Source organism: Sphingomonas sp. CD22 (genome assembly GCF_034556155.1).
GTDB lineage: Bacteria > Pseudomonadota > Alphaproteobacteria > Sphingomonadales > Sphingomonadaceae > Sphingomonas.
In genome coordinates this window covers 540318-562741 of sequence record NZ_JAYDYX010000001.1, presented here as the reverse complement: position 1 = coordinate 562741, position 22424 = coordinate 540318, and the positions used below count along the sequence as shown (strand labels likewise).

General features: G+C 68.8%; 20 protein-coding genes. 13 read left to right on the top strand and 7 right to left on the bottom strand.

The annotated features are described in order from the left end of the window. The first annotated feature begins 412 nt into the window (after positions 1–412). From SFC76_RS02540 to paoC, 5 genes are all read left to right on the top strand, one after another. On the top strand, positions 413–823 hold the full coding sequence (locus tag SFC76_RS02540) for a DUF2147 domain-containing protein (protein WP_322847907.1): 411 nt from the start codon (positions 413–415) through the stop codon (positions 821–823). Positions 824–859: 36 nt separating this feature from the next. Then, a complete protein-coding gene (locus SFC76_RS02535) occupies positions 860–2167 on the top strand; it encodes an OmpP1/FadL family transporter (protein ID WP_322847906.1) in 1308 nt (435 codons plus the stop codon). 167 nt (positions 2168–2334) lie between these two features. Continuing rightward, positions 2335–2970: an aldehyde dehydrogenase iron-sulfur subunit PaoA gene (paoA, locus tag SFC76_RS02530; protein WP_322847905.1), complete on the top strand. Its 636-nt coding sequence runs from the start codon at positions 2335–2337 to the stop codon at positions 2968–2970. Further along, on the top strand, positions 2967–3923 hold the full coding sequence (locus tag SFC76_RS02525) for a xanthine dehydrogenase family protein subunit M (RefSeq protein WP_322847904.1): 957 nt from the start codon (positions 2967–2969) through the stop codon (positions 3921–3923). Before paoA ends, SFC76_RS02525 begins: the two co-directional genes overlap by 4 nt. Beyond that, the gene (gene paoC / locus SFC76_RS02520) at positions 3920–6139 is read left to right on the top strand and encodes an aldehyde oxidoreductase molybdenum-binding subunit PaoC (RefSeq protein ID WP_322847903.1); all 2220 of its coding nucleotides are present in this window, start codon (positions 3920–3922) and stop codon (positions 6137–6139) included. Before SFC76_RS02525 ends, paoC begins: the two co-directional genes overlap by 4 nt. 121 nt (positions 6140–6260) lie before the next feature. On the opposite strand, the gene SFC76_RS02515 is transcribed toward paoC, so the two are convergent. Then, the gene (locus SFC76_RS02515) at positions 6261–6677 is read right to left on the bottom strand and encodes a hypothetical protein (protein WP_322847902.1); all 417 of its coding nucleotides are present in this window, start codon (positions 6675–6677) and stop codon (positions 6261–6263) included. Between the two features lie 99 nt (positions 6678–6776). On the opposite strand from SFC76_RS02515, the gene SFC76_RS02510 reads away from it, so the two are divergent. Together SFC76_RS02510 and SFC76_RS02505 are read left to right on the top strand one after the other, a co-directional pair. Beyond that, positions 6777–8141, top strand: a complete 1365-nt coding sequence (locus SFC76_RS02510; protein WP_322847901.1) for a deoxyribodipyrimidine photo-lyase — start codon at positions 6777–6779, stop codon at positions 8139–8141. 211 nt (positions 8142–8352) lie between these two features. Continuing rightward, positions 8353–9894 (top strand): DHA2 family efflux MFS transporter permease subunit, encoded by a 1542-nt coding sequence (locus tag SFC76_RS02505; protein WP_322847900.1) that lies wholly within the window; start codon positions 8353–8355, stop codon positions 9892–9894. A gap of 81 nt (positions 9895–9975) precedes the next feature. On the opposite strand, the gene SFC76_RS02500 is transcribed toward SFC76_RS02505, so the two are convergent. Together SFC76_RS02500 and SFC76_RS02495 are read right to left on the bottom strand one after the other, a co-directional pair. Then, positions 9976–10191 (bottom strand): hypothetical protein, encoded by a 216-nt coding sequence (locus tag SFC76_RS02500; protein WP_322847899.1) that lies wholly within the window; start codon positions 10189–10191, stop codon positions 9976–9978. 70 nt (positions 10192–10261) lie between these two features. Next, complete coding sequence (locus SFC76_RS02495; RefSeq protein ID WP_322847898.1) at positions 10262–11167, bottom strand: LysR family transcriptional regulator; 906 nt, start codon at positions 11165–11167, stop codon at positions 10262–10264. A gap of 77 nt (positions 11168–11244) precedes the next feature. Here SFC76_RS02495 and SFC76_RS02490 point away from each other — a divergent pair, with 77 nt between their 5' ends. Continuing rightward, on the top strand, positions 11245–13341 hold the full coding sequence (locus SFC76_RS02490; RefSeq protein WP_322847897.1) for a malate synthase G: 2097 nt from the start codon (positions 11245–11247) through the stop codon (positions 13339–13341). On the opposite strand, the gene SFC76_RS02485 is transcribed toward SFC76_RS02490, so the two are convergent. Continuing rightward, positions 13335–13925 carry an NADPH-dependent FMN reductase gene (locus tag SFC76_RS02485; RefSeq protein WP_322847896.1) on the bottom strand — a complete coding sequence of 197 codons (591 nt, stop codon included), beginning with the start codon at positions 13923–13925 and terminating at the stop codon, positions 13335–13337. The genes SFC76_RS02490 and SFC76_RS02485 overlap by 7 nt on opposite strands. A gap of 55 nt (positions 13926–13980) precedes the next feature. Beyond that, positions 13981–14679, bottom strand: coding sequence for a pirin family protein (locus SFC76_RS02480; RefSeq protein ID WP_322847895.1), 699 nt, complete (start codon positions 14677–14679; stop codon positions 13981–13983). Positions 14680–14781: 102 nt separating this feature from the next. Here SFC76_RS02480 and SFC76_RS02475 point away from each other — a divergent pair, with 102 nt between their 5' ends. Beyond that, positions 14782–15702 carry a LysR family transcriptional regulator gene (locus tag SFC76_RS02475; RefSeq protein WP_322847894.1) on the top strand — a complete coding sequence of 307 codons (921 nt, stop codon included), beginning with the start codon at positions 14782–14784 and terminating at the stop codon, positions 15700–15702. Here SFC76_RS02475 and SFC76_RS02470 read toward each other — a convergent pair. Beyond that, on the bottom strand, positions 15699–16700 hold the full coding sequence (locus tag SFC76_RS02470) for an NAD-dependent epimerase/dehydratase family protein (RefSeq protein ID WP_322847893.1): 1002 nt from the start codon (positions 16698–16700) through the stop codon (positions 15699–15701). The genes SFC76_RS02475 and SFC76_RS02470 overlap by 4 nt on opposite strands. A 178-nt stretch (positions 16701–16878) precedes the next feature. Here SFC76_RS02470 and SFC76_RS02465 point away from each other — a divergent pair, with 178 nt between their 5' ends. From SFC76_RS02465 to SFC76_RS02450, 4 genes are all read left to right on the top strand, one after another. Beyond that, positions 16879–17784 carry a fatty acid desaturase gene (locus SFC76_RS02465; protein ID WP_322847892.1) on the top strand — a complete coding sequence of 302 codons (906 nt, stop codon included), beginning with the start codon at positions 16879–16881 and terminating at the stop codon, positions 17782–17784. Further along, positions 17781–18590: a phosphate/phosphite/phosphonate ABC transporter substrate-binding protein gene (locus SFC76_RS02460; RefSeq protein ID WP_322847891.1), complete on the top strand. Its 810-nt coding sequence runs from the start codon at positions 17781–17783 to the stop codon at positions 18588–18590. The genes SFC76_RS02465 and SFC76_RS02460 overlap by 4 nt, the downstream gene beginning before the upstream one ends. A 117-nt stretch (positions 18591–18707) precedes the next feature. After that, the gene (locus tag SFC76_RS02455) at positions 18708–19283 is read left to right on the top strand and encodes an alpha/beta hydrolase (protein ID WP_322847890.1); all 576 of its coding nucleotides are present in this window, start codon (positions 18708–18710) and stop codon (positions 19281–19283) included. Between the two features lie 72 nt (positions 19284–19355). Beyond that, positions 19356–19697, top strand: coding sequence for a hypothetical protein (locus SFC76_RS02450; RefSeq protein WP_322847889.1), 342 nt, complete (start codon positions 19356–19358; stop codon positions 19695–19697). A 39-nt stretch (positions 19698–19736) separates the two neighbouring features. On the opposite strand, the gene SFC76_RS02445 is transcribed toward SFC76_RS02450, so the two are convergent. Then, a complete protein-coding gene (locus SFC76_RS02445; RefSeq protein WP_322847888.1) occupies positions 19737–22322 on the bottom strand; it encodes a M1 family metallopeptidase in 2586 nt (861 codons plus the stop codon). Between the last annotated feature and the right edge of the window lie 102 nt (positions 22323–22424).

Here is a 22424-nt window from a genome sequence, read left to right as displayed (position 1 = left end):
GGAGGATACGGCGAACGAGGTCGTATGGGGAAACGCCCCCTCCACCACCGGCCTGCGGCCGGCGGTCCCCAGCGTGAGGTCGATCGTGCCCCCGGCACGATCTTGGATTGCCGGGGGCAATCCAACCTCACGTTCCCGCTTCGCGAGGGAGGAATTCTACCCGTGGCTGCCACGCCGCACGTGCCTCAAAACCCGCCATCCCCACCCAAGCCGCGCTTGACACCCGACGCCAGCGGGTTAGGCGGGCCGCAGGTTGCCGTATACGGCATCCTGTTAGCCATTAGGTCATCGTTCATCTCTGACCGGCAATGATGGCGACATACCGCGACCGTACAGATGCGGCGCGAAAGCTTTTGGAAGGCTTGTTCGATGCATGCGGCTGTTAGCGTGCATCCCGGAGAGGAGAATCATCATGTCCCTGCTTTTGCTCGGCGCCCTGCTCGCAGCGGCCCCTGCCCCCGCCGCCGACACGGCGATCGGTCGCTGGAAGACGGAGACGAAGAACGGCATCGTCGAGATCCAGCGCTGCGGCCCGTCGATCTGCGGCCGCCTGCTGACCTCCGAACTGCTCCGCCGGCAGCCCGACCTCAAGGACGCCAACAACCAGAACGTCGCGCAGCGCAGCCGCCCGCTCAAGGGCCTGCTGCTGATCAGCGGCTTCACCGCTGACGGCGACGGCTGGTCCGGCGGCCAGATCTACAATCCCGACGACGGCAAGACCTACAAGGCAAAGGTGACGCCGGTCGACGCGAACACGCTCAAGGTCCGCGGCTGCGTCTTCGTGCCGCTCTGCAAGACGCAGACCTGGACCCGCGTCCGCTAATCCGCTCCATTCCCAGTCAGCTTTAGGATTACCCCAATGACATTCCGTAAGACTTCCCTGCTCGCCACCGCGGTGCTCGGCTCGTTCGGCTTCGCCACCGTCGCGCATGCGCAGGCCTTCTACCTTCAGGAACAGTCGGCGCGCGGCGCCGGTCGCGCCTTCTCGGGCGAAGTTGCCGATACCGGCCCGCAGTCGCTGTGGTGGAACCCCGCGTCGATCGCCGGCATGGAGAATGGCGAAGCCGCCATCAACGCTTCGGGCATCCTGCCACGCGGTAAGGTCGTCGATAACGGCACCGTGGTACAGCGCACGCCGGCCGGCGCATTCGCCCCGGTCAACGGCACGGCCGGCGCCAACAGCGTCGCCCGCAACCCGATCGACAACGGCCTGCTGCCCTCGGGCGCGATCGCGATGCCGTTCGGCCCGGTTGCGATCGGCCTCGCAGTGACCTCGCCGTACAGCTTCACCACCGATTACGATTCGACCAGCTGGACCCGCTACAGCGCGACCCGCACCAAGCTGCAGACGATCGACATCCAGCCGTCGATCGCCATCGCGCTGACCGACTGGCTGCGCGTCGGCGGTGCTGCCAACGTCGAGCACGTCTACGCCAGCCTCGGCAACAACCTGCCCAACATCACCTCGGCGACCGACGGCCGGCAGAAGCTGGAAGGCGACGGCTGGGATCTCGGCTGGACCGCAGGCATGCAGATGCATAACGACTGGGCGACGGTCGGCGTCAGCTACAAGTCGCGCATCGAGCATACGCTGAAGGGCGATCTGCTGGTCGAGGGTCTCGTCGGCCCGCTCGCGACGCAGAACCGCACCGTCAACGATGTCGAGGCGAGCTTCTACACCCCCGCGCAAGTCATCGTCGGCGCACGCATCCGCGCCACGCCGCAGTTGACGCTCAACGGTCAGGCCGTCCGCTACAATTGGAGCAAGTTCGACGCGATCCGTCTCGGCGCACCGATCAACACCGCGCTGCCCGAAAATTATCGCGACAGCTACAGCCTCGCCGGCGGCGTCGATTATGCCGTCTCGCCGCAGCTGACGCTGCGCGCCGGCGTGCAGCGCGCGACCACCCCGACGCAGGACGGCCTGCGCGACGCGCGCGTGCCCGACGCCAACCGCTGGAACTACGGCGCCGGCGGCACCTTCCAGCTGACGCCGAAGATCGGCATCGATCTGGCGGCGAACTATGTCGACTTCTCCGACACGACGATCGACCGTCGCACCGGCGCCTACCTTGGTACCGCTGCGCAGACGATCGTTGCTACCAATGGCACGTTGCAGGACGCGCACGCGATCGTCCTCTCGGCGGGCGCGCATATCGGCTTCTGACCAAAAAGTCCGGGTTTCGCCTATGTTAGGTGGAACCCGGACCTATCCTGCCGCGTACTCTCCCCAAGCGTTTGCTTTGGTTGGATAAGGCAGGATAGGCCCCACCGGAGCCAACGGACGATCGGGATCATAGAGGTTCCGACGCTCGCAGCATCACGGGGGCCACGATGAGCCAGAATGAATTCCAGATGTCCCGCCGCGGGGTAATCGCGGTCGGGACCGTCGGCGTGGCCGCAACCGCGCTGCCTGCCGAAGCCGCGACGCCGCAGATGCAGGATCGCGACCCGATCCCGACCGTGCCGGTGACGCTCAAGGTCAACGGCCGCACCAGCAAGCTCGACCTCGACACCCGCACCACCCTGCTCGACGCGCTGCGCGAGCATTGGAAGCTGACCGGCACCAAGAAGGGCTGCGATCACGGCCAATGCGGCGCCTGCACCGTGCTGGTCGACGGTCGCCGGATCAACTCCTGCCTGACCCTCGCGGTGATGCACGACGGCGACGAGATCACCACGATCGAGGGGCTCGGCAAGCCCGACGACCTGCACCCGATGCAGGCCGCCTTCATCAAGCACGACGGCTATCAGTGCGGCTATTGCACGCCCGGCCAGATCTGTTCGGCGGTGGCGGTGCTCGACGAGATCAAGCGCGGCGTCCCCAGCCACGTCCAGGCCGATATCGCCGGCCAGCCGACCGCCTCCGCGACGGAGATGCGCGAGCGGATGAGCGGCAACATCTGCCGCTGCGGTGCCTATTCCAACATCATCGAAGCGATGAGCGAAGTCGCGGGGGCAAAAGCATGAAGGCCTTTACCTACGAGCGGGCCGAAACGCCCGCGGCCGCTGCCGCGGCGGTCGCGGCCAAGCCCGGCGCCAAGTTCATCGCCGGCGGCACCAATCTGCTCGACCTGATGAAGCTCCAGATCGAGGAGCCGGTGCATCTGGTCGACGTCAACCGCCTCGCGCTCGACAAGATCGAGCCGACGCCGGATGGCGGCCTGCGCATCGGCGCCCTGGTCCGCAACACCGATCTCGCTGCCGACGCCCGCGTCCGCCGCGATTACGGCGTGCTCACCCGTGCGATCGTCGCCGGTGCGAGCGGTCAGCTTCGCAACAAGGCGACGACCGCGGGCAATCTGCTCCAGCGTACCCGCTGCCCCTATTTCTACGACACCAATCAGCCGTGCAACAAGCGCAAGCCCGGTTCGGGCTGCGCCGCGATCGGCGGCTACAGCCGTCAGCTCGGCATCATCGGCACCAGCGACGCCTGTATCGCCACCTATCCCGGCGACATGGCGGTGGCGATGCGCGTGCTCGACGCGACGGTGGAGACGGTGCAGCCCTCGGGTCAGACCCGGCGCATCCCGATCGCCGACTTCCACCGTCTGTGGGGCAACACGCCGCATATCGATATCAATCTACAGCCGGGCGAGCTGATCACCGCGGTGACGCTGCCCAAGCCGGTCGGCGGCACGCACATCTACCACAAGGTGCGCGACCGCGCCTCCTACGCCTACGCGCTCGTCTCGGTGGCGGCGATCCTCCAGCGCGACGGCAGCGGCCATGTCGCGATCGGCGGCATCGCGCCCAAGCCGTGGCGCGTCGAGGCGGCGGAAGCCGCGCTGCCGCAGGGGGCGAAGGCGGTCGCCGGCCGCCTGCTCGCGGGTGCCCGCCCGACCTCCGACAATGCCTTCAAGGTGCCCCTCGTCGAGCGCACGCTCGCCGCGGTCATGGCCGAAGCGAAAGACGCAGCATGAAGTTCGACCAACCCGCCGGCCAGAACCCGATCGACCAGCTCAAGGTCATCGGCAAGCCCACCGATCGCATCGACGGCAAGTTCAAGACCACCGGCACCGCGCCCTATGCCTATGAACGCCACGATGTCGTTCCCGATGCGGCCTATGGCTATGTCGTCGGTGCCGGCATCGGCAAGGGACGCATCGCGTCGATGGACCTCGCCGCCGCCAAGGCCGCGCCGGGCGTGCTGACGATCGTCACCGCCGACAGCGCCGGTGCGCTCGGCAAGGGCGACATGAACACCGCCAAATTGCTCGGCGGCCCCGCCGTCGATCACTATCATCAGGCGATCGCGCTGGTGGTGGCGGAAACGTTCGAACAGGCGCGTGCCGCCGCTTCGCTGATCCGCGTCGATTACGCCCGCGGGCTGGGCCGCTTCGATCTCGACACCGCGCTCAAGACCGCTCCGCTGAAGGGCGACAGCAGCGGCGAGGGCAGCTCGGCACCGCCCGTCGACCGCGTCGGCAATTTCGAAAAGGCCTTTGCCGCCGCCCCGGTCCAGCTCGACGCGCTCTACGAGACGCCCGACCAGAGCCACGCGATGATGGAGCCGCACGCGAGCATTGCGCGCTGGGACGGCGACAAGCTGACGCTGTGGACGTCAAACCAGATGATCGCCTGGGGCAAGGGCGACGTCGCCAAGACGCTCGGCATCCCCAAGGACAACGTCCGCCTGATCTCGCCCTATATCGGCGGCGGTTTCGGTGGCAAGCTGTTCGTCCGCGCCGATGCGGTGCTCGCCGCGCTGGGCGCGCGCCAGGCCGGTCGTCCGGTCAAGGTGACGCTGCAGCGTCCGCTGATGTTCAACAACACCACCCACCGCCCGGCGACGCGCCAGCGCATCCGCCTCGGCGCCGGCAAGGACGGCAAGCTCACCGCGATCGCGCACGAGAGCGGGTCGGGCGATCTGCCCGGCGGTGGCCCCGAGACCGCGGTGTCGCAGACCAAATTGCTCTATGCCGGCGCCAACCGCCTCACCTCGATGCGGCTCGCGGTGCTCGACCTGCCCGAGGGCAATGCCATGCGCGCCCCCGGCGAGGCCCCCGGCCTGATGGCGCTCGAGGTCGCGATGGACGAGATGGCGGAAAAGCTGAACATGGACCCCGTCCAGTTCCGCATCGTCAACGACACCCAGGTCGATCCCGAAAAGCCCGGTCGCAAATTCTCGCAGCGCCAGCTCGTCGAATGCCTGCGCATGGGCGCCGACAAGTTCGGCTGGTCGCAGCGTCAGGCCAAGCCCCGCTCGGTCCGCGACGGCCGCTGGCTGGTCGGCATGGGCGTCGCCTCGGGCTTCCGCAACAACATCACGATGAAGTCGGGCGCCCGCGTCGGTATCGACAAGAAGGGCATGGTCACCGTCGCCACCGACATGACCGACATCGGCACCGGCAGCTATACGATCATCGCGCAGACCGCCGCCGAGGTGATGGGGGTCACGCTCGACAAGGTGAACGTCCTGCTCGGCGACAGCAGCTTCCCCGTCGCCGCCGGTTCGGGCGGGCAATGGGGCGCGAACAGCTCGACCGCGGGCGTCTATGCCGCCTGCATGAAGCTGCGCGAGACGGTGGCGCAGAAGCTCGGCTTCAACTCCGCCGACGTCGAATTCGCCGACGGCAAGGTGCGCTCGGGCAACCGCAGCGTGCCGCTGGCGCAGGCGGCGGGCGACGCCGGACTCTCCGCCGAGGATAGCATCGAGTTCGGCGATCTCGCCAAGAAGGAACAGCAATCGACCTTCGCCGGCCATTTTGTCGAGGTGGGCGTCGACGCCTATACCGGCGAGATCCGCATCCGCCGCATGCTCGCGGTCTGCGCCGCGGGCCGCATCCTAAACCCCAAGTCGGCGCGCAGCCAGGTGATCGGCGCGATGACGATGGGCGTCGGCGCGGCGCTGATGGAGGAGCTCGCGGTCGACAAGCGCTTCGGCTTCTTCGTCAACCACGACCTCGCCACCTATGAGGTGCCGGTCCACGCCGACATCCCGCATCAGGAGGTGGTCTTCCTCGACGAGGTCGATCCGATGTCCTCGCCGATGAAGGCCAAGGGCGTCGGCGAGCTCGGCCTGTGCGGCGTCGGCGCGGCGATCGCCAATGCGGTCTACAATGCCAGCGGCGTGCGCATCCGCGAATATCCGATCACGCTCGACAAGGTCATCGCCGGCAGCGCGATGATCGTGTGATCCGTCTTCCCCTCTCCCGGGAGAGGGGCAACGGCGCTCATATCGCCGTCACCCCGGCTTTACGCCGGGGTGACGGAGTTGGATTGAACACGACCGAATACCACAGACGCTTATGGAACGCTCACACGTCCCGCGCCACCGTCACCGCGGCGACGTGCAGCGGATAGTCGCGGTCGTCCTCCGCCATCCATATTCTGCCCGCGCGATCCTTGAGGTAGAAGCGGCAATAGATGCTGCGATCCCCCGCGAAGCGCAGGCACACCCGATCCGGCGTCACGCGGTAACGCCCCGCCGAATCGGGCTTGTCGTTGTAGCGCAGCGTATAATCCTCGCCCACCGCCGCGAACCGCTCGACCGGCGGCACCGCCCCGCCGCGCGTCTGCACGCTGCCGCGCACCAGCCGTTCCAGCGCCGCACCGCGCACCAGCGTCATCTGCTCGGCACCGCGGATCGGCACGGGCAGCCGCGGCGGCGTCGGCGCGGGCGCGGAGGGCGAACAGGCACCCAGCATCGTCGCCGCGATCATGATCCGCTTCATCGTTTCGTCCCTCATCCTATGCCGCCGCCCTAGCACGGCCGACGCAGCGCGAAACGCCCCACGGGAACCGCGCACCGCGCCCGAACGCTTCACCCCGCGATGACCGAAACGACCCTGCTGTGGCTGCGCCAGGACCTGCGCCTCCACGACCACCCCGCCCTCGTCGCCGCCGCGCATGCCGGTCCGGTGATCCCCGTCTACATCCTCGACGACGACGCGCCCGGCCAATGGCGGATCGGCGGCGCGCAACGCTGGTGGCTGCACCACAGCCTCGAATCGCTCGGCAAGGATCTCGCCGCCAAGCACAGCCGCCTGATCCTGCGCCGCGGCGACGCCGTCGCGATCCTCATGCACCTGCTCGAGGAGACCGGCGCCACCCGCATCCACGCGATCCGCCACTACGAACCGTGGTGGCGCAAGCAGGAGGATGCGCTCGGCGATGTGCTGGAACTGTACGACGGCAATCGCCTGTCGCGGGTCGAGGACGTCACCACCGGTGCCGGCACGCCGTTCCGCGTCTTCTCGTCCTTCTGGCGCGCGTTGCAGGCGCGACTGCCGCCCGAGGAGCCGCTCGCCGTGCCGCGCGCCATCCCCGCGCCAGACCATTGGCCGAAGAGCGATGCGCTCGCCGACTGGGACCTTCTCCCCACCAAGCCCGACTGGTCGACGGCGTTCGACGCCGACTGGACGCCGGGCGAGAAGGAAGCGCTCGCCAAGGCGAAGGACTTCCCCGCCGAGGTCGCCGCCTACGACCGCCGTCGCAACCTCCCTTCGGAGGAAGGCACGTCGCGCCTCTCCCCCCACCTCCACCACGGCGAGATATCGCCGCGCACCGTCTATCACGCGCTCGGCCACGGTGCAGAGGCGGCGGCCTTCCTGCGCGAGCTCGCGTGGCGCGACTTCACCGCCGGGGTGCTGCTCGCGCTGCCCGATTACGGCAGCGTCAACGGCCGCCACAAATATGATGCTTTGCCGTGGCGCGACGACGCCGCCGCAAAGCGCGACCTCGAGGCGTGGCAGCAGGGCCGCACCGGTTATCCGATCGTCGACGCCGGCATGCGCCAGCTCTGGCAATCGGGCTGGATGCACAATCGCGTGCGGATGATCACCGCCAGCTTCCTCGTCAAACATCTGCTGATCGACTGGCGCGAGGGCGAGCGCTGGTTCTGGGACTGCCTGATCGATGCCGATTACGGCAACAACTCGGTCAACTGGCAGTGGATCGCCGGCACCGGCGTCGACGCCAATATGTTCGGCCGGATCATGGCGCCGCTCGGCCAGTCCGAGAAGTTCGACGCCGCCGACTATATCCGCGAATGGGTGCCGGAGCTGGCCGAGCTGTCCGACGAGACGATCCACGACCCCGACGCGCACGGCACCCGCCCCGACGCCTATACCGCCAAGATCATCGGCCACCGCGAAGGGCGCGAGCGCGCGCTCGCCGCGGCCAAGACGCTCGGCTAGGCCTGACCAAATCGAGACCCCTGCGAAACTACCCCAGTGCTCCACCAGCGATGCGCGCTCGGTCCCGACCCGCGAAAACGACAAAAACCGCACGGAAAACTTCAATCCGACCCGCCGGTCCCTATATGGAGAGCAGCGAAGGCCCCGCCTGCGAGACCCGGCCACGCTCCTCCCGGAGAGGCCGACCCCGCGAGAAAGCCCTACCCTCCGCATGCAACTCCACCTTCCCGCCGCCCTTGATCCGCGCCTCTATCTCAGGCCGCGGCGGCGCGGGATCGCCTCGGTCAATGCCGAGGTGCGCGACGGCATCGTTCCCGCCGGCGACGATATCGCGCAGACCGCCGACCATAGCGGCGGCGAGGCACCGACGCGCAATTACCGCACGGTGGCGCTGATCATCGCCACCGCGATGTTCATGGAAAATCTCGACGCGACGGTGCTCGCCACCGCGCTGCCGACGATGGCGCGCGACTTCGGCGTGCGCGCGCCCGAGATGAGCATCGCGCTCACCTCCTACCTCCTGGCGCTGGCGATGTTCATCCCCGCGTCGGGAACGATGGCGGACCGGTTCGGCGCGCGCCGCGTGTTCCGCGCCGCGATCGGACTGTTCGTCGTCGGCAGCCTCGCCTGCGGCCTGTCGCCCAGCCTTGAGATGATGGTCGCCGCCCGTTTCCTGCAGGGGATCGGCGGCGCGATGATGATGCCGGTCGGGCGGCTGGTGCTGCTCCGCTCGGTCGCCAAGCGCGACATGGTTTCGGCGATGTCGTGGCTGATCATGCCGGCGCTGATCGGGCCGATCGTCGGGCCGCCGGTCGGCGGGTTGATCGTCACCTATCTCGACTGGCGCTGGATCTTCTGGCTCAATCTGCCGATCGGCATCGCCGGCATCGTCCTCGTCGGCCGCTTCATCGCCGACGTGCGCGAGGACACGCCGCATAAGTTCGATCCGCTCGGCTTCCTGCTGTCGGGCGCCGCGCTCGGCTGCCTGCTGTTCGGGTTCGAGATGGCGAGCCGCCCCGGCGAGGGCCGGCTGGCGGCGACGCTGATCGCCACCGGCGCGGTGTTCGGCCTCGGCTATTGGCACCATGCGAAGCGCACCAAACATCCGATCCTCGATCTGTCGCTGATGCGCATCCCGACCTTCCGCCTGTCGGTTCTCGGCGGCTCGCTGGCGCGGATCACGCAGGGCGCGCAGCCGTTCCTGCTGCCGCTGATGATGCAGCTCGCCTTCGGCCTTTCCGCCGCGCAGAGCGGCGCGATGACCGTCGCCTCGGCAATCGGCTCGTTCGGGATGAAGGGCGTGGCGCGGCGCATCCTCAAGCGCTTCGGCTTCCGCAACAGCCTCGTCGTGATGGGAGTCGCCGGCACCGCCGCCTATGCCTGTTGCGGGCTGTTCGATCCCGCCTGGCCTCTGCCCGCGGTCTTTGCGGTGCTCGTCGTCTCGGGCTTCCTGATGTCGTTCCAGTTCACCGCCTACAACACCATCGCCTATGACGAGATCGCCAAGGACCGGATGAGCGCGGCGACCAGCTTCTATTCGACCTTCCAGCAATTGATGCTGTCGCTCGGCATCTGCATCGGCGCGGCCGCGCTCCACGTCTCGATGCTGTGGCGCGGGGCGGATGCGGTGACCTTCCCCGACTTCACCTTCGCCTTCTGGACGGTGACGGCGATCTCGCTGACCGCGATCCTCGTCAACGCCAGATTCGATCCGCAGGCCGGCGCCGAACTGAGCGGCCGGGCGAAAGCCTGACCGCCGACGCCGAACGCACAACGACCCGGAACGGCATGGCCGCTCCGGGTCGCCCTCACCCCAATACGCGGGTGGAAACGGTCAGCGCTTCGCCGCCGCCTTCTGCGCGCGGGCCTGCTTGGCGTAATGGTGGTGCATCGCGACGCAACCGGCGGCCGCGCCCATCACCGCATGGCCCTTGCCGACATAATGGCCCGCGACCCCGCCGGCGGCGGCGCCGCGGATACAGCCTTTGGCGAGCGCCGGCTGTGCGCCGACGAGGGCCGTGGCGGCGGCGAGGAACATCAGACTCTTCATTGCGAACTCCTGTAACGAAACCTTGCTGCGACAAGCCGTGACGCAACCGTCATGTTCCATGAATTCGGCGTCATGCCGGTGTCATCGCCTCCCAACGCCGCGGATCGATCGTCTCGCGCAGGAAGGCGACGAAGGCGTTCACCGCCGCCGGCACCGCCGGGCTGCGCAGATGCACCGCATAGATGCCGACCTCCGTCGACCCCTCCCAATCGGCGAGCACGCGCACCAGCCGCCCGTCGCGCAAGGCGTCGCCGACATCCCATAACGAGCGCAGCGCGATCCCCACGCCGCCGAGCGCGAGTTCGCGCACCATCTCGCTCGAATTCGTCCGCACATGGCTCGCGCGTTCGATCGCGACGGTCTTGCCGGCGGCGACCAGCCGCCACGGCATCTGCCCGTCGGCGGCGAGCAGGCGATGGCCGGCGAGATCGCCGATCCGGTCCGGCGCGCCATGGTCGGCGAGATAGGCCGGCGCCGCGCACAATACGCGCCGGCTCTCGCCGAGCCGGTGCGCCACGACGGTCCCCGGCACCGCCCCCGCGATGCGGATCGCGCAATCGACCCGCTCGCCAAGCAGGTCGACGAAATGGTCGCTGAGGTCGAAGGCGAGGTCGATCCGCGGATACGCCGCCAGAAACGCGCCCAGATGCGGCGCGACGTGCAGCCGCCCGAACGACGTCGGCGCCGAGACGCGCAGTGGCCCTGACGGCTTGCCACGCGCGCCGGTCACCCGCGCCTCCGCCTCGCCCAGCGCGGCGAGCACCCCGTCCAGATCGTCGCGAAACCGCGCCCCCGCATCGGTCAGCGCCAGCCGCCGCGTGGTCCGGTGAACGAGCCTGACGCCCAGTCTGTTCTCCAGCCGTTGCAACCGCTTGGAGGCCATGGCCGGCGAGATGTTCAGGCTGCGCGCCGCGGCCGACAGGCTGCCGCCCGCCGCCACAGCGACGAACAGCGCATAGTCCGGATCGAACGCCATTCGTTCCTCACAGGATAAACTGCTTCAACATCTTCATGGCTAGCGAACGGCCGGCCATCGGTCTAGCCTCGCTGCTCATGCGAGAGGATAGAGAATTTATGACCCGCGCCGGCCTCGTCATCGCCCCCCCGCTGGCCACCTTCATCGAGGAAAGCGCCCTCCCCGGCACCGGCCTCGACCCCGCGGCCTTCTGGTCCGGCGTGGCCGCGCTCCTCGCCCGCTTCGCCCCCGATAACCGCGCCCTCCTCGCCGAACGCGACCGGCTCCAGGCGGCGATCGACGCCTGGCATCGCGCCAACATTTTCGACCCCGCCGCCTATCACGCCTTCCTGACCGACATCGGCTATCTCATCGCGGAGCCCGCCCCCTTCGCGATCGACCCCGCGGGCGTCGATGCCGAGATCGCGACGATGGCGGGACCGCAACTGGTCGTCCCGATCCTCAACGCCCGCTTCCTCCTCAACGCGGCCAACGCCCGCTGGGGCAGCCTCTACGATGCGCTCTACGGCACCGATGCGCTCCCCGGCACGCCCGCCCCCGGCGGCTATGACGCGGCGCGCGGTGCCGAGGTGATCGCCTGGGCCAAGGCGTTCCTCGACGACGTCGTCCCGCTCGCCACCGGCAGCTGGACCGACTGGCGCGGGGGCACCCCCGATCTTGTCGATCCCGCCCAGTTCGTCGGCCGCGCCGGCGACACGCTGCTCCTCCGCCACCACGGCCTGCACATCGAATTGGTGATAGACCGCACCCACCCGATCGGCGCCGGCGACCCCGCCGGCATCGCCGACGTGCGCCTCGAAAGCGCGCTCACCACGATCTGCGACCTCGAAGACTCGATCGCCGCGGTCGATGCCGACGACAAGGTCACCGCCTACGCCAATTGGCTCGGGCTGATGCGCGGCGACCTCACCGCCAGCTTCGCCAAAGACGGCGAGACGCGCAGCCGCATGCTCGCCCCCGACCGCAGCTACACCGCCCCCGACGGCAGCACGCTGACGCTGCCCGGCCGCAGCCTGCTGTTCGTCCGCAACGTCGGCCATCTGATGACGACCCCCGCGGTCCGCCTGCCCGACGGCAGCGATGCACCCGAAGGCATCCTCGACGCGATCGTCACCGCGCTGATCGCGCGCCACGATGCCGGCCGCAACAGCCGCACCGGTTCGATCTATATCGTCAAGCCCAAGATGCATGGCCCCGCCGAATCCGCCTTCACCGATCGCCTGTTCGACGCGGTCGAGGATTTGCTCGCGTTGCCGCGCCACACGATCAAGGTCGGCCTGATGGACGAGGAACGCCGCACCAGCGCCAATCTCGCCGCCTGCATCCATGCGCTCCGCCACCGCCTCGTCTTCATCAACACCGGGTTCCTCGATCGCACCGGCGATGAGATGCATACATCGATGCACGCCGGCGCGATGATCCCCAAAAGCGAGATGAAGGCGAGCATGTGGATCGCCGCCTACGAAAACCGCAACGTGCAGATCGGCCTCGCCTGCGGCCTGTCGGGCAAGGCGCAGATCGGCAAGGGCATGTGGGCCGCGCCCGATCGCATGGCCGACATGCTCGACCAGAAGATCGGCCACCCGCACAGCGGCGCCAACACCGCCTGGGTCCCCTCGCCGACCGCCGCGACGCTGCACGCGACGCATTACCACCGCGTCGACGTCTTCGCCCGCCAGCGCGAGCGCAGCGCCGAGGCTCCCGCGCCGCTCGCCGACCTGTTCGCCATCCCCGCCGCCGAATCAGGGCGCAACTGGTCGGCGGACGAGGTGCGCGCCGAGCTCGACAACAATGCGCAGGGCATCCTCGGCTATGTCGTGCGCTGGGTGGATCAGGGGATCGGCTGTTCCAAGGTCCCCGACATCAACGACATCGGCCTGATGGAAGACCGCGCGACGCTGCGCATCTCGTCGCAGCATATCGCGAACTGGCTGCTGCATGGGGTGGCGTCGCCGGCCGACGTCGATGCCGCCTTCGCGCGGATGGCGGCGAAGGTCGACGCGCAGAATGCCGGCGATCCGCTCTATCGTCCGATGCACGGCAACGAGGACACCAGCCTCGCCTACCAGGCCGCCCGCGCGCTCCTGTTCGAGGGGATCGACCAGCCCAATGGCTATACCGAACCTCTGCTCCACCGCTTCCGCGCCGCGCGCAAGGCGGCGGACGCTCAGTAGGGCGGCGCCTTCACCGCCCGTTGCGCCCGCGCCGCCTCGGTCCACCATGCGAGGTCGTCGGCGAAGCGTGGGAACGCCTTGGCGAGGCTCGCGCCGCCGTCGCCGACCGGCTCGGCCTCGGCGGTGAGCGCATGGCCGATGCCGCCGACCGCGAGGCTGCTCGACACCACGACCATCCCCATCTCCGACAGGATGCCGTGCCACGCCAGCCCCGCACGCGCACCGGCGAAGCGCCCGGCCGAATAGCTGGCGATCGCCGCTGGCCGCCAATACCATTCCTCGAGGAAATGGTCGGTCAGGTTCTTGAGGCCGGGCTGGACGCTCCAATTATATTCGCCGGCGACGAAGACGAAGGCGTCCGCCGCCTTGATCTTGCCCGCCAGCGCCTCGAGCGCCGCTGGCGCCTCACCTGCGGGATATTCCTTGTACATCCGGTCGAGCATCGGCAGGTCGAGCGCCTTCGCGTCGATCAGCTCGGCATCGGCGCCACGCGCGCGGAATGCGTCGACCAGATAATGCGCGAGGCGGATGCCCTGCCGGTCGGACCGGTAGGACCCGTAAAAGATCAGGATGGTGTCGCTCATCAATACCCCTTCGCGGCAAGTGCCGGGGAGCGCAAGGCGCGCTCCCCGGTCGGGGTCAGGCGGCGTCGACCAGGACGATCTCGGCATCCTCGGTCGCGGTGATGCGGATAACCGACTCGTCGACGATCGCCGCGCCGTCGCGCGCGTCGAGCGCCACGCCGTTGATCTCAACCTTGCCGGTCGCCGGCACCAGATAGGCGTGGTGGCCGGCGCCCAGGACATATTCCGCCGTTTCGCCCGCCTTGATGGTCGCGCCGACGATGCGTGCGTCGGTGCGGATCGGCAGCGCGTCGGTATCGTCGCCGAAGCCGCTGGCGAGCGTCACGAACGTGCCCGAGCGTTCACCCTTGGGGAAGGGCTTGGCGCCCCAGGAGGGTGCGGCGCCGCGCGTCTTCGGCTCGATCCAGATCTGGAAGATCGTCGTCGTGCCGGGCTCGCGGTTGTATTCCGAGTGGCGCACGCCCGATCCGGCGCTCATCACCTGCACGTCGCCCGCCTCGGTACGGCCGATATTGCCCAGGCTGTCCTGATGCGTGATCGCACCTTCGCGGACATAGGTGATGATCTCCATATCGGCATGCGGATGCGGCGGAAAGCCGGTGCCGGCGGCGATCGTATCGTCGTTCCACACGCGGATCGGGCCCCAGCCCATCCGCTTGGGATCGTAATAGTTCGCGAAGGAGAAATGATGCTTGGCATCGAGCCAGCCGTGGTTAGCACCGCCGAGGCTGGCGAAGGGGCGACGGTCGATCATGGTCTGTCTCCTGTGGAAGCCGGGACGCTTCCTGTTGAGCCCAAGATGGGGGAGCCGGCGGCTTGACGAAACGGCAATGATGGCATCTCATCATTGCCGAATATGACACGTCGCCTTCCCGATTTCGAAGCCTGGGCGATCTTCGCCAAGGTCGCCGAGCGCAACTCCTTCGCGGGCGCGGCGGAGGCGCTCGGCCTCGCCAACCCGACCGTGTCGAAGGCGATCGCGCGGCTGGAGGCGCGGCTCGGCGTCGCCTTGTTGTCGCGCACCTCGCGGCGCCTGTCGCTGACCGAGGCGGGGCGCGCGGCGCTCGCCCGCGCCGGTCGCATCCTGCAGGAGGGCGAGGCGCTGGAGGACGAGGCGGCGGAGCAGTCCGACGTCGCGCGCGGGCTGGTGCGGATCAGCGCGCCGCTGTCGTTCGGCAGCGCTTATGTCGGCGCGACGCTGCCCGACTTCCTCTCCGCCTATCCCGAGATCACGCTCGACTTCGCGCTCAGCGACCGCCGCGTCGATCTCGTCGCCGAAGGCTTCGACCTCGCGCTGCGCATCGCCGCGCTGGAGGACAGTTCGCTTCTCGCACGACGGCTGTGCACGGTGCGCATCCTGCTCGTCGCCGCGCCCGCCTATCTCGACGCACACGGGCGGCCGCGCCATCCGGCGCAGCTCAAGGATCATTGCGCGCTTGCTTATACCGGCGGGTCGAGCCGCGGCGTCTGGCGCTTCGGTCATCCGCAGTTCGGCGAGGAGACGGTCGAGCCGCCGGTACGCGTCTGGACCGACAACGCCGATATGCTCAACCCGGCGCTGCTCGCCGGCCAGGGGCTCGCGTTACAGCCCGAATTCCTCGTTTGGCGCGAGATCCGCGAGGGGCGGCTGGAGGTGGCGATGCCCGAATGGAGCGTCGCGCCGCTCGGCCTCCATCTCATCACCCCGCCGAGCCCGCTCCGCCCGCGCCGCGTCGCGGTGCTGATCGACCATCTCGCCAAGGCGCTGGCGAAAGCGCCCTGGGCGACGGCGTCCTAGATCCGGTGATAGGCGCGATACCAGTCGACGAAGCGCGGCACGCCGACGTCGATCGTGGTGGTCGGCCGATAGCCTAGATCGTCGGCGATCGCGGTGATGTCGGCGAAGGTCCGCACGACGTCGCCGGGCTGGATCGGCAGGTCGCGGCGCACCGCCGGCCGGCCGATCGCCGCCTCGAGCAACCCGATCACGCGGCCGAGCGGCTCCGCGCGGTTGTTGCCGATGTTGTAGAGCCGGTGCGGCGCGACGCTGCCGCCCGCCTTCTCCTGCCCGTCGTCGGGCGGCGGTTGGTCGTGCGCGGCAATCACCCCGGCGACGATATCGTCGATGAAGGTGAAGTCGCGCTCCATCTGGCCGTTGTTGAAGACCGGAATCGGCTCGCCCGAGAACATCGCGCGGGTAAAGATCCACAGCATCATGTCCGGCCGCCCCCAGGGGCCGTAGACGGTAAAGAAGCGCAAGCCGGTCTGCGGCAGCCGATAGAGGTGCGCGTAGCTTTCGCTCATCACCTCATTGGCGCGCTTGGTTGCCGCATAGAGCGAGACCGGGCGGTCGACGCGATCCTCGACCCGGAACGGCACCGAGGTGTTGCCGCCGTAGACCGACGAGGAGGAGGCGTAGACCAGATGCGCGACCCGCCGCGTCCGGGCGAGTTCGAGGATGTTGAGATGGCCGACGAGGTTGGACTGGCCATAAACCTCGGGATGCTCGATCGAATAGCGGACGCCGGCCTGCGCACCGAGGTGGACGATGCGTTCGAACGCATGCGGTGCGAGCGCGTCGCGCAGCGTCGCGGCATCGGCGAAATCGACGGGGAGGAAGGTGAAGCGGTCGCCGTGGCGCATGGTGAGTTCGGCGAGACGCGCCCGCTTCAATGCCGGATCATAGTAATCGTTGAGCGAATCGATGCCGACCACGCTGTCGCCGCGCGCGAGCAGCGCCTCGGCCGTGTGCATTCCGATAAAACCCGCCGCACCGGTCACCAACGTCTTCGGCATCGTCTGTCTGCTCCGTCATCGCGAGGCCATCGACGGCCGCGCATGTTCGCTAGCCGACGATGCGCCGCTTGACGATGCCTTGCACCCAACAAGCTGAGCGATCTCCGTGACAAGCAGGCCTTGGTTGCCAACTCCTACCTAAGAGGTGGAGATTGCTGGTCGAACGTCAGGAGACTCTATGCCTCGGTCCGACCCTCAACGACGCGCCGCGGCGGGCGTGGACTGGCCGACCATTGCCGTTGCGGTCGCCGTCTACGGTGGATGGCTGGCGATCACCGCCTGGCACGCGCTGCTGCCGCTGCCCGTACTCGTGCTGCTCGGCGGCGCGATCGTCGGCTGGCAGGGGTCGTTGCAGCATGAGACGATCCACGGTCATCCCACGACGCGGCGCTGGCTCAACGACATGATCGGCATGCCGCCGCTGAGCCTGTACCTGCCCTATGCGATCTACCGACGCTCGCACCTCGCGCATCACGGCTGCGGGGCGATCACCGATCCCGCCGCCGATCCCGAATCGCGCTACCATGCCGGTCGCGGCATGGCGCGGCGGCTGGCGGCGGTGCAGGCGACGCTGGTCGGCCAGTTGCTCGTCGGGCCGGCGATCGTGATCGGGCGGTTCTTCGCCGGCGAGATCGTGCGGATGCGGCGCGCGCCGGGCGCGGTGGCGCGCGACTGGCTGCCGCATCTCGCGGGCGCAGCGCTGCTGCTCGGGTGGCTCGGCCATGTCGGCCTGCCGATCGGCACCTATCTCATCGCCTTCGTCTACCCCGGCATCGCGCTGACGCTGTTGCGCAGCTATGCCGAGCATCGCGCCGACCTCGAAACCACCGCCCATGCGGCGATCGTCGAGCGTGGAGGACCGTTCGCCTTGCTGTTCCTCAACAACAATCTCCATGTCGCGCATCATGAGCGACCGGGCCTGCCCTGGTATCGCCTGCCCGCCTATCACCGCGCGCATCGCGAGCGATTCCTCGCCGAAGGCGGCCGCATCTATCGCGGCTATGGCGAGGTGCTGCGCCGCTTTGCGTTCGACCCGCACGACGATCTGCACCATCCCGCCTATCGACCGGATCAGCCGGCGTGACGCTGGTTGCGTCGCTCGGGATGTACGATCATCCGGCGCAGCGATCGGCGAACGATGCGCTCTGGCACGGTATCGCACACCGGTTGCGCGGCGCGGGCGTTCCGGGCGTGCCCGACGATCTCGACCGGTCGCGATCGGTCGAGGCGATCTGGCACGATCCCCGGCTGCTGCTGGCACAGGCGTGCGGCTATCCCTTGATCGCGCCCGAGGCGCCGGCGGTGCGGCTGGTCGCGCTGCCGGTCTACGACGTGGCCGGCTGCGACGGTGCGACCCATCGCAGTGTCATCGTGGTGCGAGAGGCGGATCGCGCCGCTGCCGTCGCCGACTTGCGGGGACAGCGGGTGGCGATCAACGCGGCGACCTCGAACACCGGCATGAACCTGTTGCGCGCGGTCGTCGCACCGCTGGCCGGTGGGGCGGCGTTCTTCTCGCAGGTCGTCGTGACGGGCGGCCACCGCGCCAGCGCCGAGGCGGTCGTGCGGGACGACGCCGACACCGCCGCGATCGACTGCGTGACCTGGGCGGCGCTGCGGCGCCATGAGCCGGGGTTGACCGAGCGGTTGCGGGTGATCGCAACGACGGGCGCCACCACCGCGCTGCCGTTCGTGACCGCGGCGGCGACGTCGGATGCGCAGCTCGCCGCGATCCGGGCGGCGCTTGCGGCCGTGGTTGCCGATCCCGCCATCACGACCGCGCGTGCCGCGCTGTTGCTGCGCGATATCGTGCCGGCGGACGAGACGTCGCTGGCGCCCGTGCGATCCACCGAGCGCGAGGCGATCGCGCTCGGCTATCCCACGCTGCGATGATCGTCCCGCCTGCCGCCCGGTTCGGCGCGCGCGACGGCGTCGGGGCTGGCCAGTCGTCAGGAAGCGTTCATACTTCGTCCTTCGCCGAGTCGCCCGGCCTTGAGGAGTGAGACGCGCATGACCGCCATCGCCCTGCCCTTCGCCGCCCCCCGCCTGTCGATCGTCACGATCGGCGATGGCGAGGGCATACCTGCTTGGCAGCGCATGTTCGGCTGGCCGGCGGGCGGATCGGGTGCGGTGCCGCTCGACGCGCGCTCGCCGGCGACGCGCAACATCTGGGCGGCGAAGCTCGACCGGGCGGTGCGCGAGGCGGACGCGCGCGTGCTGATCGTCGCCGAGGGACTGGGCTGCGCGGCGAGCGCGTGGTGGGCGCGGCTGTCGCCGGCCGACGACGTCCGCAAGGTCGCCGGCGCGCTGCTGTTCGCGCCGCCGGCCGATGCGGGCGGCCTGTTCGCCTCGCCCCGATCGCATCTGCCGTTCCCGTCGCTCGTCATCCGTCCCGGCGGCGTACCGGACGATCTGGCGGCGGCGGTCGACGATTGGGGCAGCCGCCTCGTCGTCGGCGATCGCGTTCGCGACCGGCGGGCGGGCGCAGTCGCGTGGCGGCAGGCGCAGCGGCTGTTCCTGCGTCTGACGCAGCAGATGGTCGATCATGACGTCGACCGCGTACGGGCTATCACCGGCTGGCGCTGAGGCGGACGTGGAGCCTTGTCGATCCCGGCCTCGCCCGCCTATCTTCGGGAGGATAGGACCATGGAGACGGCGATGCGTAAGGAATTGATGCTGATGCTGGCGGCGGCGCTGACCGGATGCGGGTCGCAACCGGAGCCGCAAGCGGCCAACACCGCCAGCGCCGCACCGAAGGAAACCGGTTACGTCGCCAAGGTCACCGCGCTGCCGCCGCGGCAGCTCAACGGCGTGCTCTACAGGGCGATCGACGATGCCAAACAGCCGTGCCAGGGCGTCGCCGCGGTGACCCGACAGGCAGACCGGAAGGGCAAGCCGGTATGGGCGGTGCGGTGCATCGAGGGCAGCGCCTGGCTGGTCGCGCTCGGCGACGACGGGGTGGCGGAGGTCACCGGCATCCCCGCCCGCGCCGGCGGTTGATCCAATGGGCGGAGCGGCCCCGGAGCCGCTCCGCATCCGTCAGGCGCCCTTGCCGAGCCAGGTCTGGACGGCGGGACGCAGACGCTCCGCCGCCGCCTTGCGGACGGCAATGCTCGACACCACCCGCTTGGCGGGACCACGCGAGGTTTCCGGCATCGTCGCGGCGAAGGCGGTGATCTTGCCGGGCATCGCCGGATCGACCGAGCCGCCGCCGAGGCCGACGATGAAGCTCGCCTTGCTGCTGTCCTCGATGAACCCCTCGACCAAGGCACGGTTCGCCACCGCCCAGTCGAACGTCATGTCGGGATGCTCGCCCGACACCGCACGCAACAGCGCGGCACGCTGCGGCGCGGTGAAGGTGTCGGTCTTGAGCAATTCCAGCGCGCGCGCCGCCAGCGCATCGTCCTTGGCGTAGCCGAGCAGCGAGACGAAGCGGTTCTTGGCGACCGGGTTCGTTTCCGCCTTGGTCAGGCGCAGCAGCAGGTCCCAATCCGCCGCGCTCGCATTGGCGGCGAAGGTGGCGAGGATCGGCTGGCGGATCGCCGGCGGAATCGCGGTGGGATCGCTGGACAGCTTGGCGACATAGCTGCGCGCCTGCCGCAGCACCTCGGGATCGCCGTTGGCGCCGAGCTGGCCGACGAGGTTCTCGCGCAGGTTGCCGACCAGCGGCGATTCGTCCGGCCGCGCGGTGTAGCCGATGCGTTGCAGCACCGGGCCGAGGATCGCGACGGTGCGCGCGCGCAGCGGCGCGGACAGCGGCGTGCCCTCGAACAGGCCGTTGAGCCCGCCGAGCCGGCCCGACACGAGCGACCATTCGAGCGGATCGGCATTGGCGCCGACCTGACCCATCAGCGCGAAATAGCGCGACAGATCCTGATAGCCCCCTGCCGCCAAGGCATAATCGTCGGCGAGCGTTCCGAGCCGGTCCTCGAGCGGCAGCCGCGTGTAGTCGCGGACCAGGGCGTCATGGCCGGGCTGGTCGTAGAGGACGCGGGTATAGCTGCCCTTGCCCTTGTTGATCAGCAACGTGCCGCATCCCTTGACCGAGACATTGGTCGCCGGGCCGGTGACGATCGTCCGCGTCTCGCCGCCGCCGATCGTCGCGACGACCAGCGGCACCTGCCACGTCTGCGGCGTCTTCGAGGCCGCGTCGAGCCCGAAGCGGCCCTGCGCCAGCGTCGCGGTGGTCGTGCCGCCGGTACAGCGCGCGCCGGTCAGCGTCACCAATGGAACGCCGCCCTGCAGCGTATAGCCGTGGGCGATCTCCGCCACCGGCTGGCCGGCCGCGGCCGACAGCTCGGCCCAGAGCTGTTCGGTGACGGTGTTGCCGAACTTGTATTTGGCCATGTAGCGGCGGATGCCGTCGCGGAACTTTTCGGGGCCGAGCGTCGATTCGAGCATGCCGATGACGGCCTGCCCCTTCGAATAGGTAATACCGTCGAACGCCTCGCCGATCTGGTCGACGGTTTCGATCTTGCGGATGATCGGATGGGTCGCGGCGGTCGCGTCGATGCCCATCGCCGCCTCGCGATCGGTCGACACCGCGGCGGCATCCGCCTTCCACGCCGGATTGAGATCGGCGGCGGACTTGTTCTCCATCCACGAGGCGAACCCCTCGTTGAGCCAGAGGTCGTCCCACCATTTCATCGTGACGAGATCGCCGAACCATTGGTGCGCCATCTCATGCGCGACGACGGTGAAGATGCGCTGACGACCGCTTTCGGTGGCGCGCTTCGGATCGAACAGCAATTCGGGCTCGAAATAGAAGATCGCGCCCCAATTCTCCATCGCGCCGAAGAACTGGCTCGAGCCGGGGCCGGCGACCATGTCGAGCTTGGGCAGCGGATAGGGCTGGCCGAAATAGCTGTTGTAATAGGGCAGCAGCCGCTTCGCCTCGGCGAGCGCGTAATCGCCCTGGTCGACGACGCCGCGGCGGGTGATCACGCCGATCTCGACGTTCCCCGCCTGCACCGTCTTGCGCTCCAGATCGCCCATGCCGAGGTAGAGCAGATAGCTCGACATCACCGGCGTCTCGGCGAAGCGGTAGAGCTGCGTGCCGTCCGCCTGCCTGGCGACCGAGGCGGCGGGCATGTTGGAGAAAGCGAGCTGGCCGGCGGGCGCGGTCGCGGTCAGCCGGAACTTCGCCTTGAACGCGGGCTCGTCCCACATCGGCGCGAAGCGGCGCGCGTCGGGCGCCTCGAACTGCGTCGCGAGCATCCGCGCCTTCGACCCGTCCTGATTGGTATAGTCGATCGCGAACAGGCCGGCGGCGGACTGGTTGATCTTGCCGCTCCAGCGGAAGCCGACGATGTGGCGGCCGACCTTCGCGGGGGTGGGCAGCGTCAGGACGAGTTGCTGCTTGTCCTTGTCGAGCGCGAAGGGCACCGCCTTGCCGTCGACCGTCGCCGCGGCGATCGCCAGATCGGCGGCGTTGAGCGTGATCGTACCGGTCGCCGCCTTGACGTCGATCTGGACGGTCTCGCTGCCGGTGAAGGTCATCGCCTGCGCGTCGGGCGTGACATTGATGTCGTAGAGCACCGGAACGACGGTCGCGGGCAGGCTGCCGGCGGCGAGCGCGGGGGTGGAGACGGTCAGGGCAAGGGCGGCGGCGACGGCTAGCTTCATGGAAGGACACACTCCGGAAACACTGTATCATCCGGCCCATACGCCTTTGTTCGGCGCGGGCAAGACGGGGCTTGCTGGACAGGCCGATCGGTTGCGCTAAAC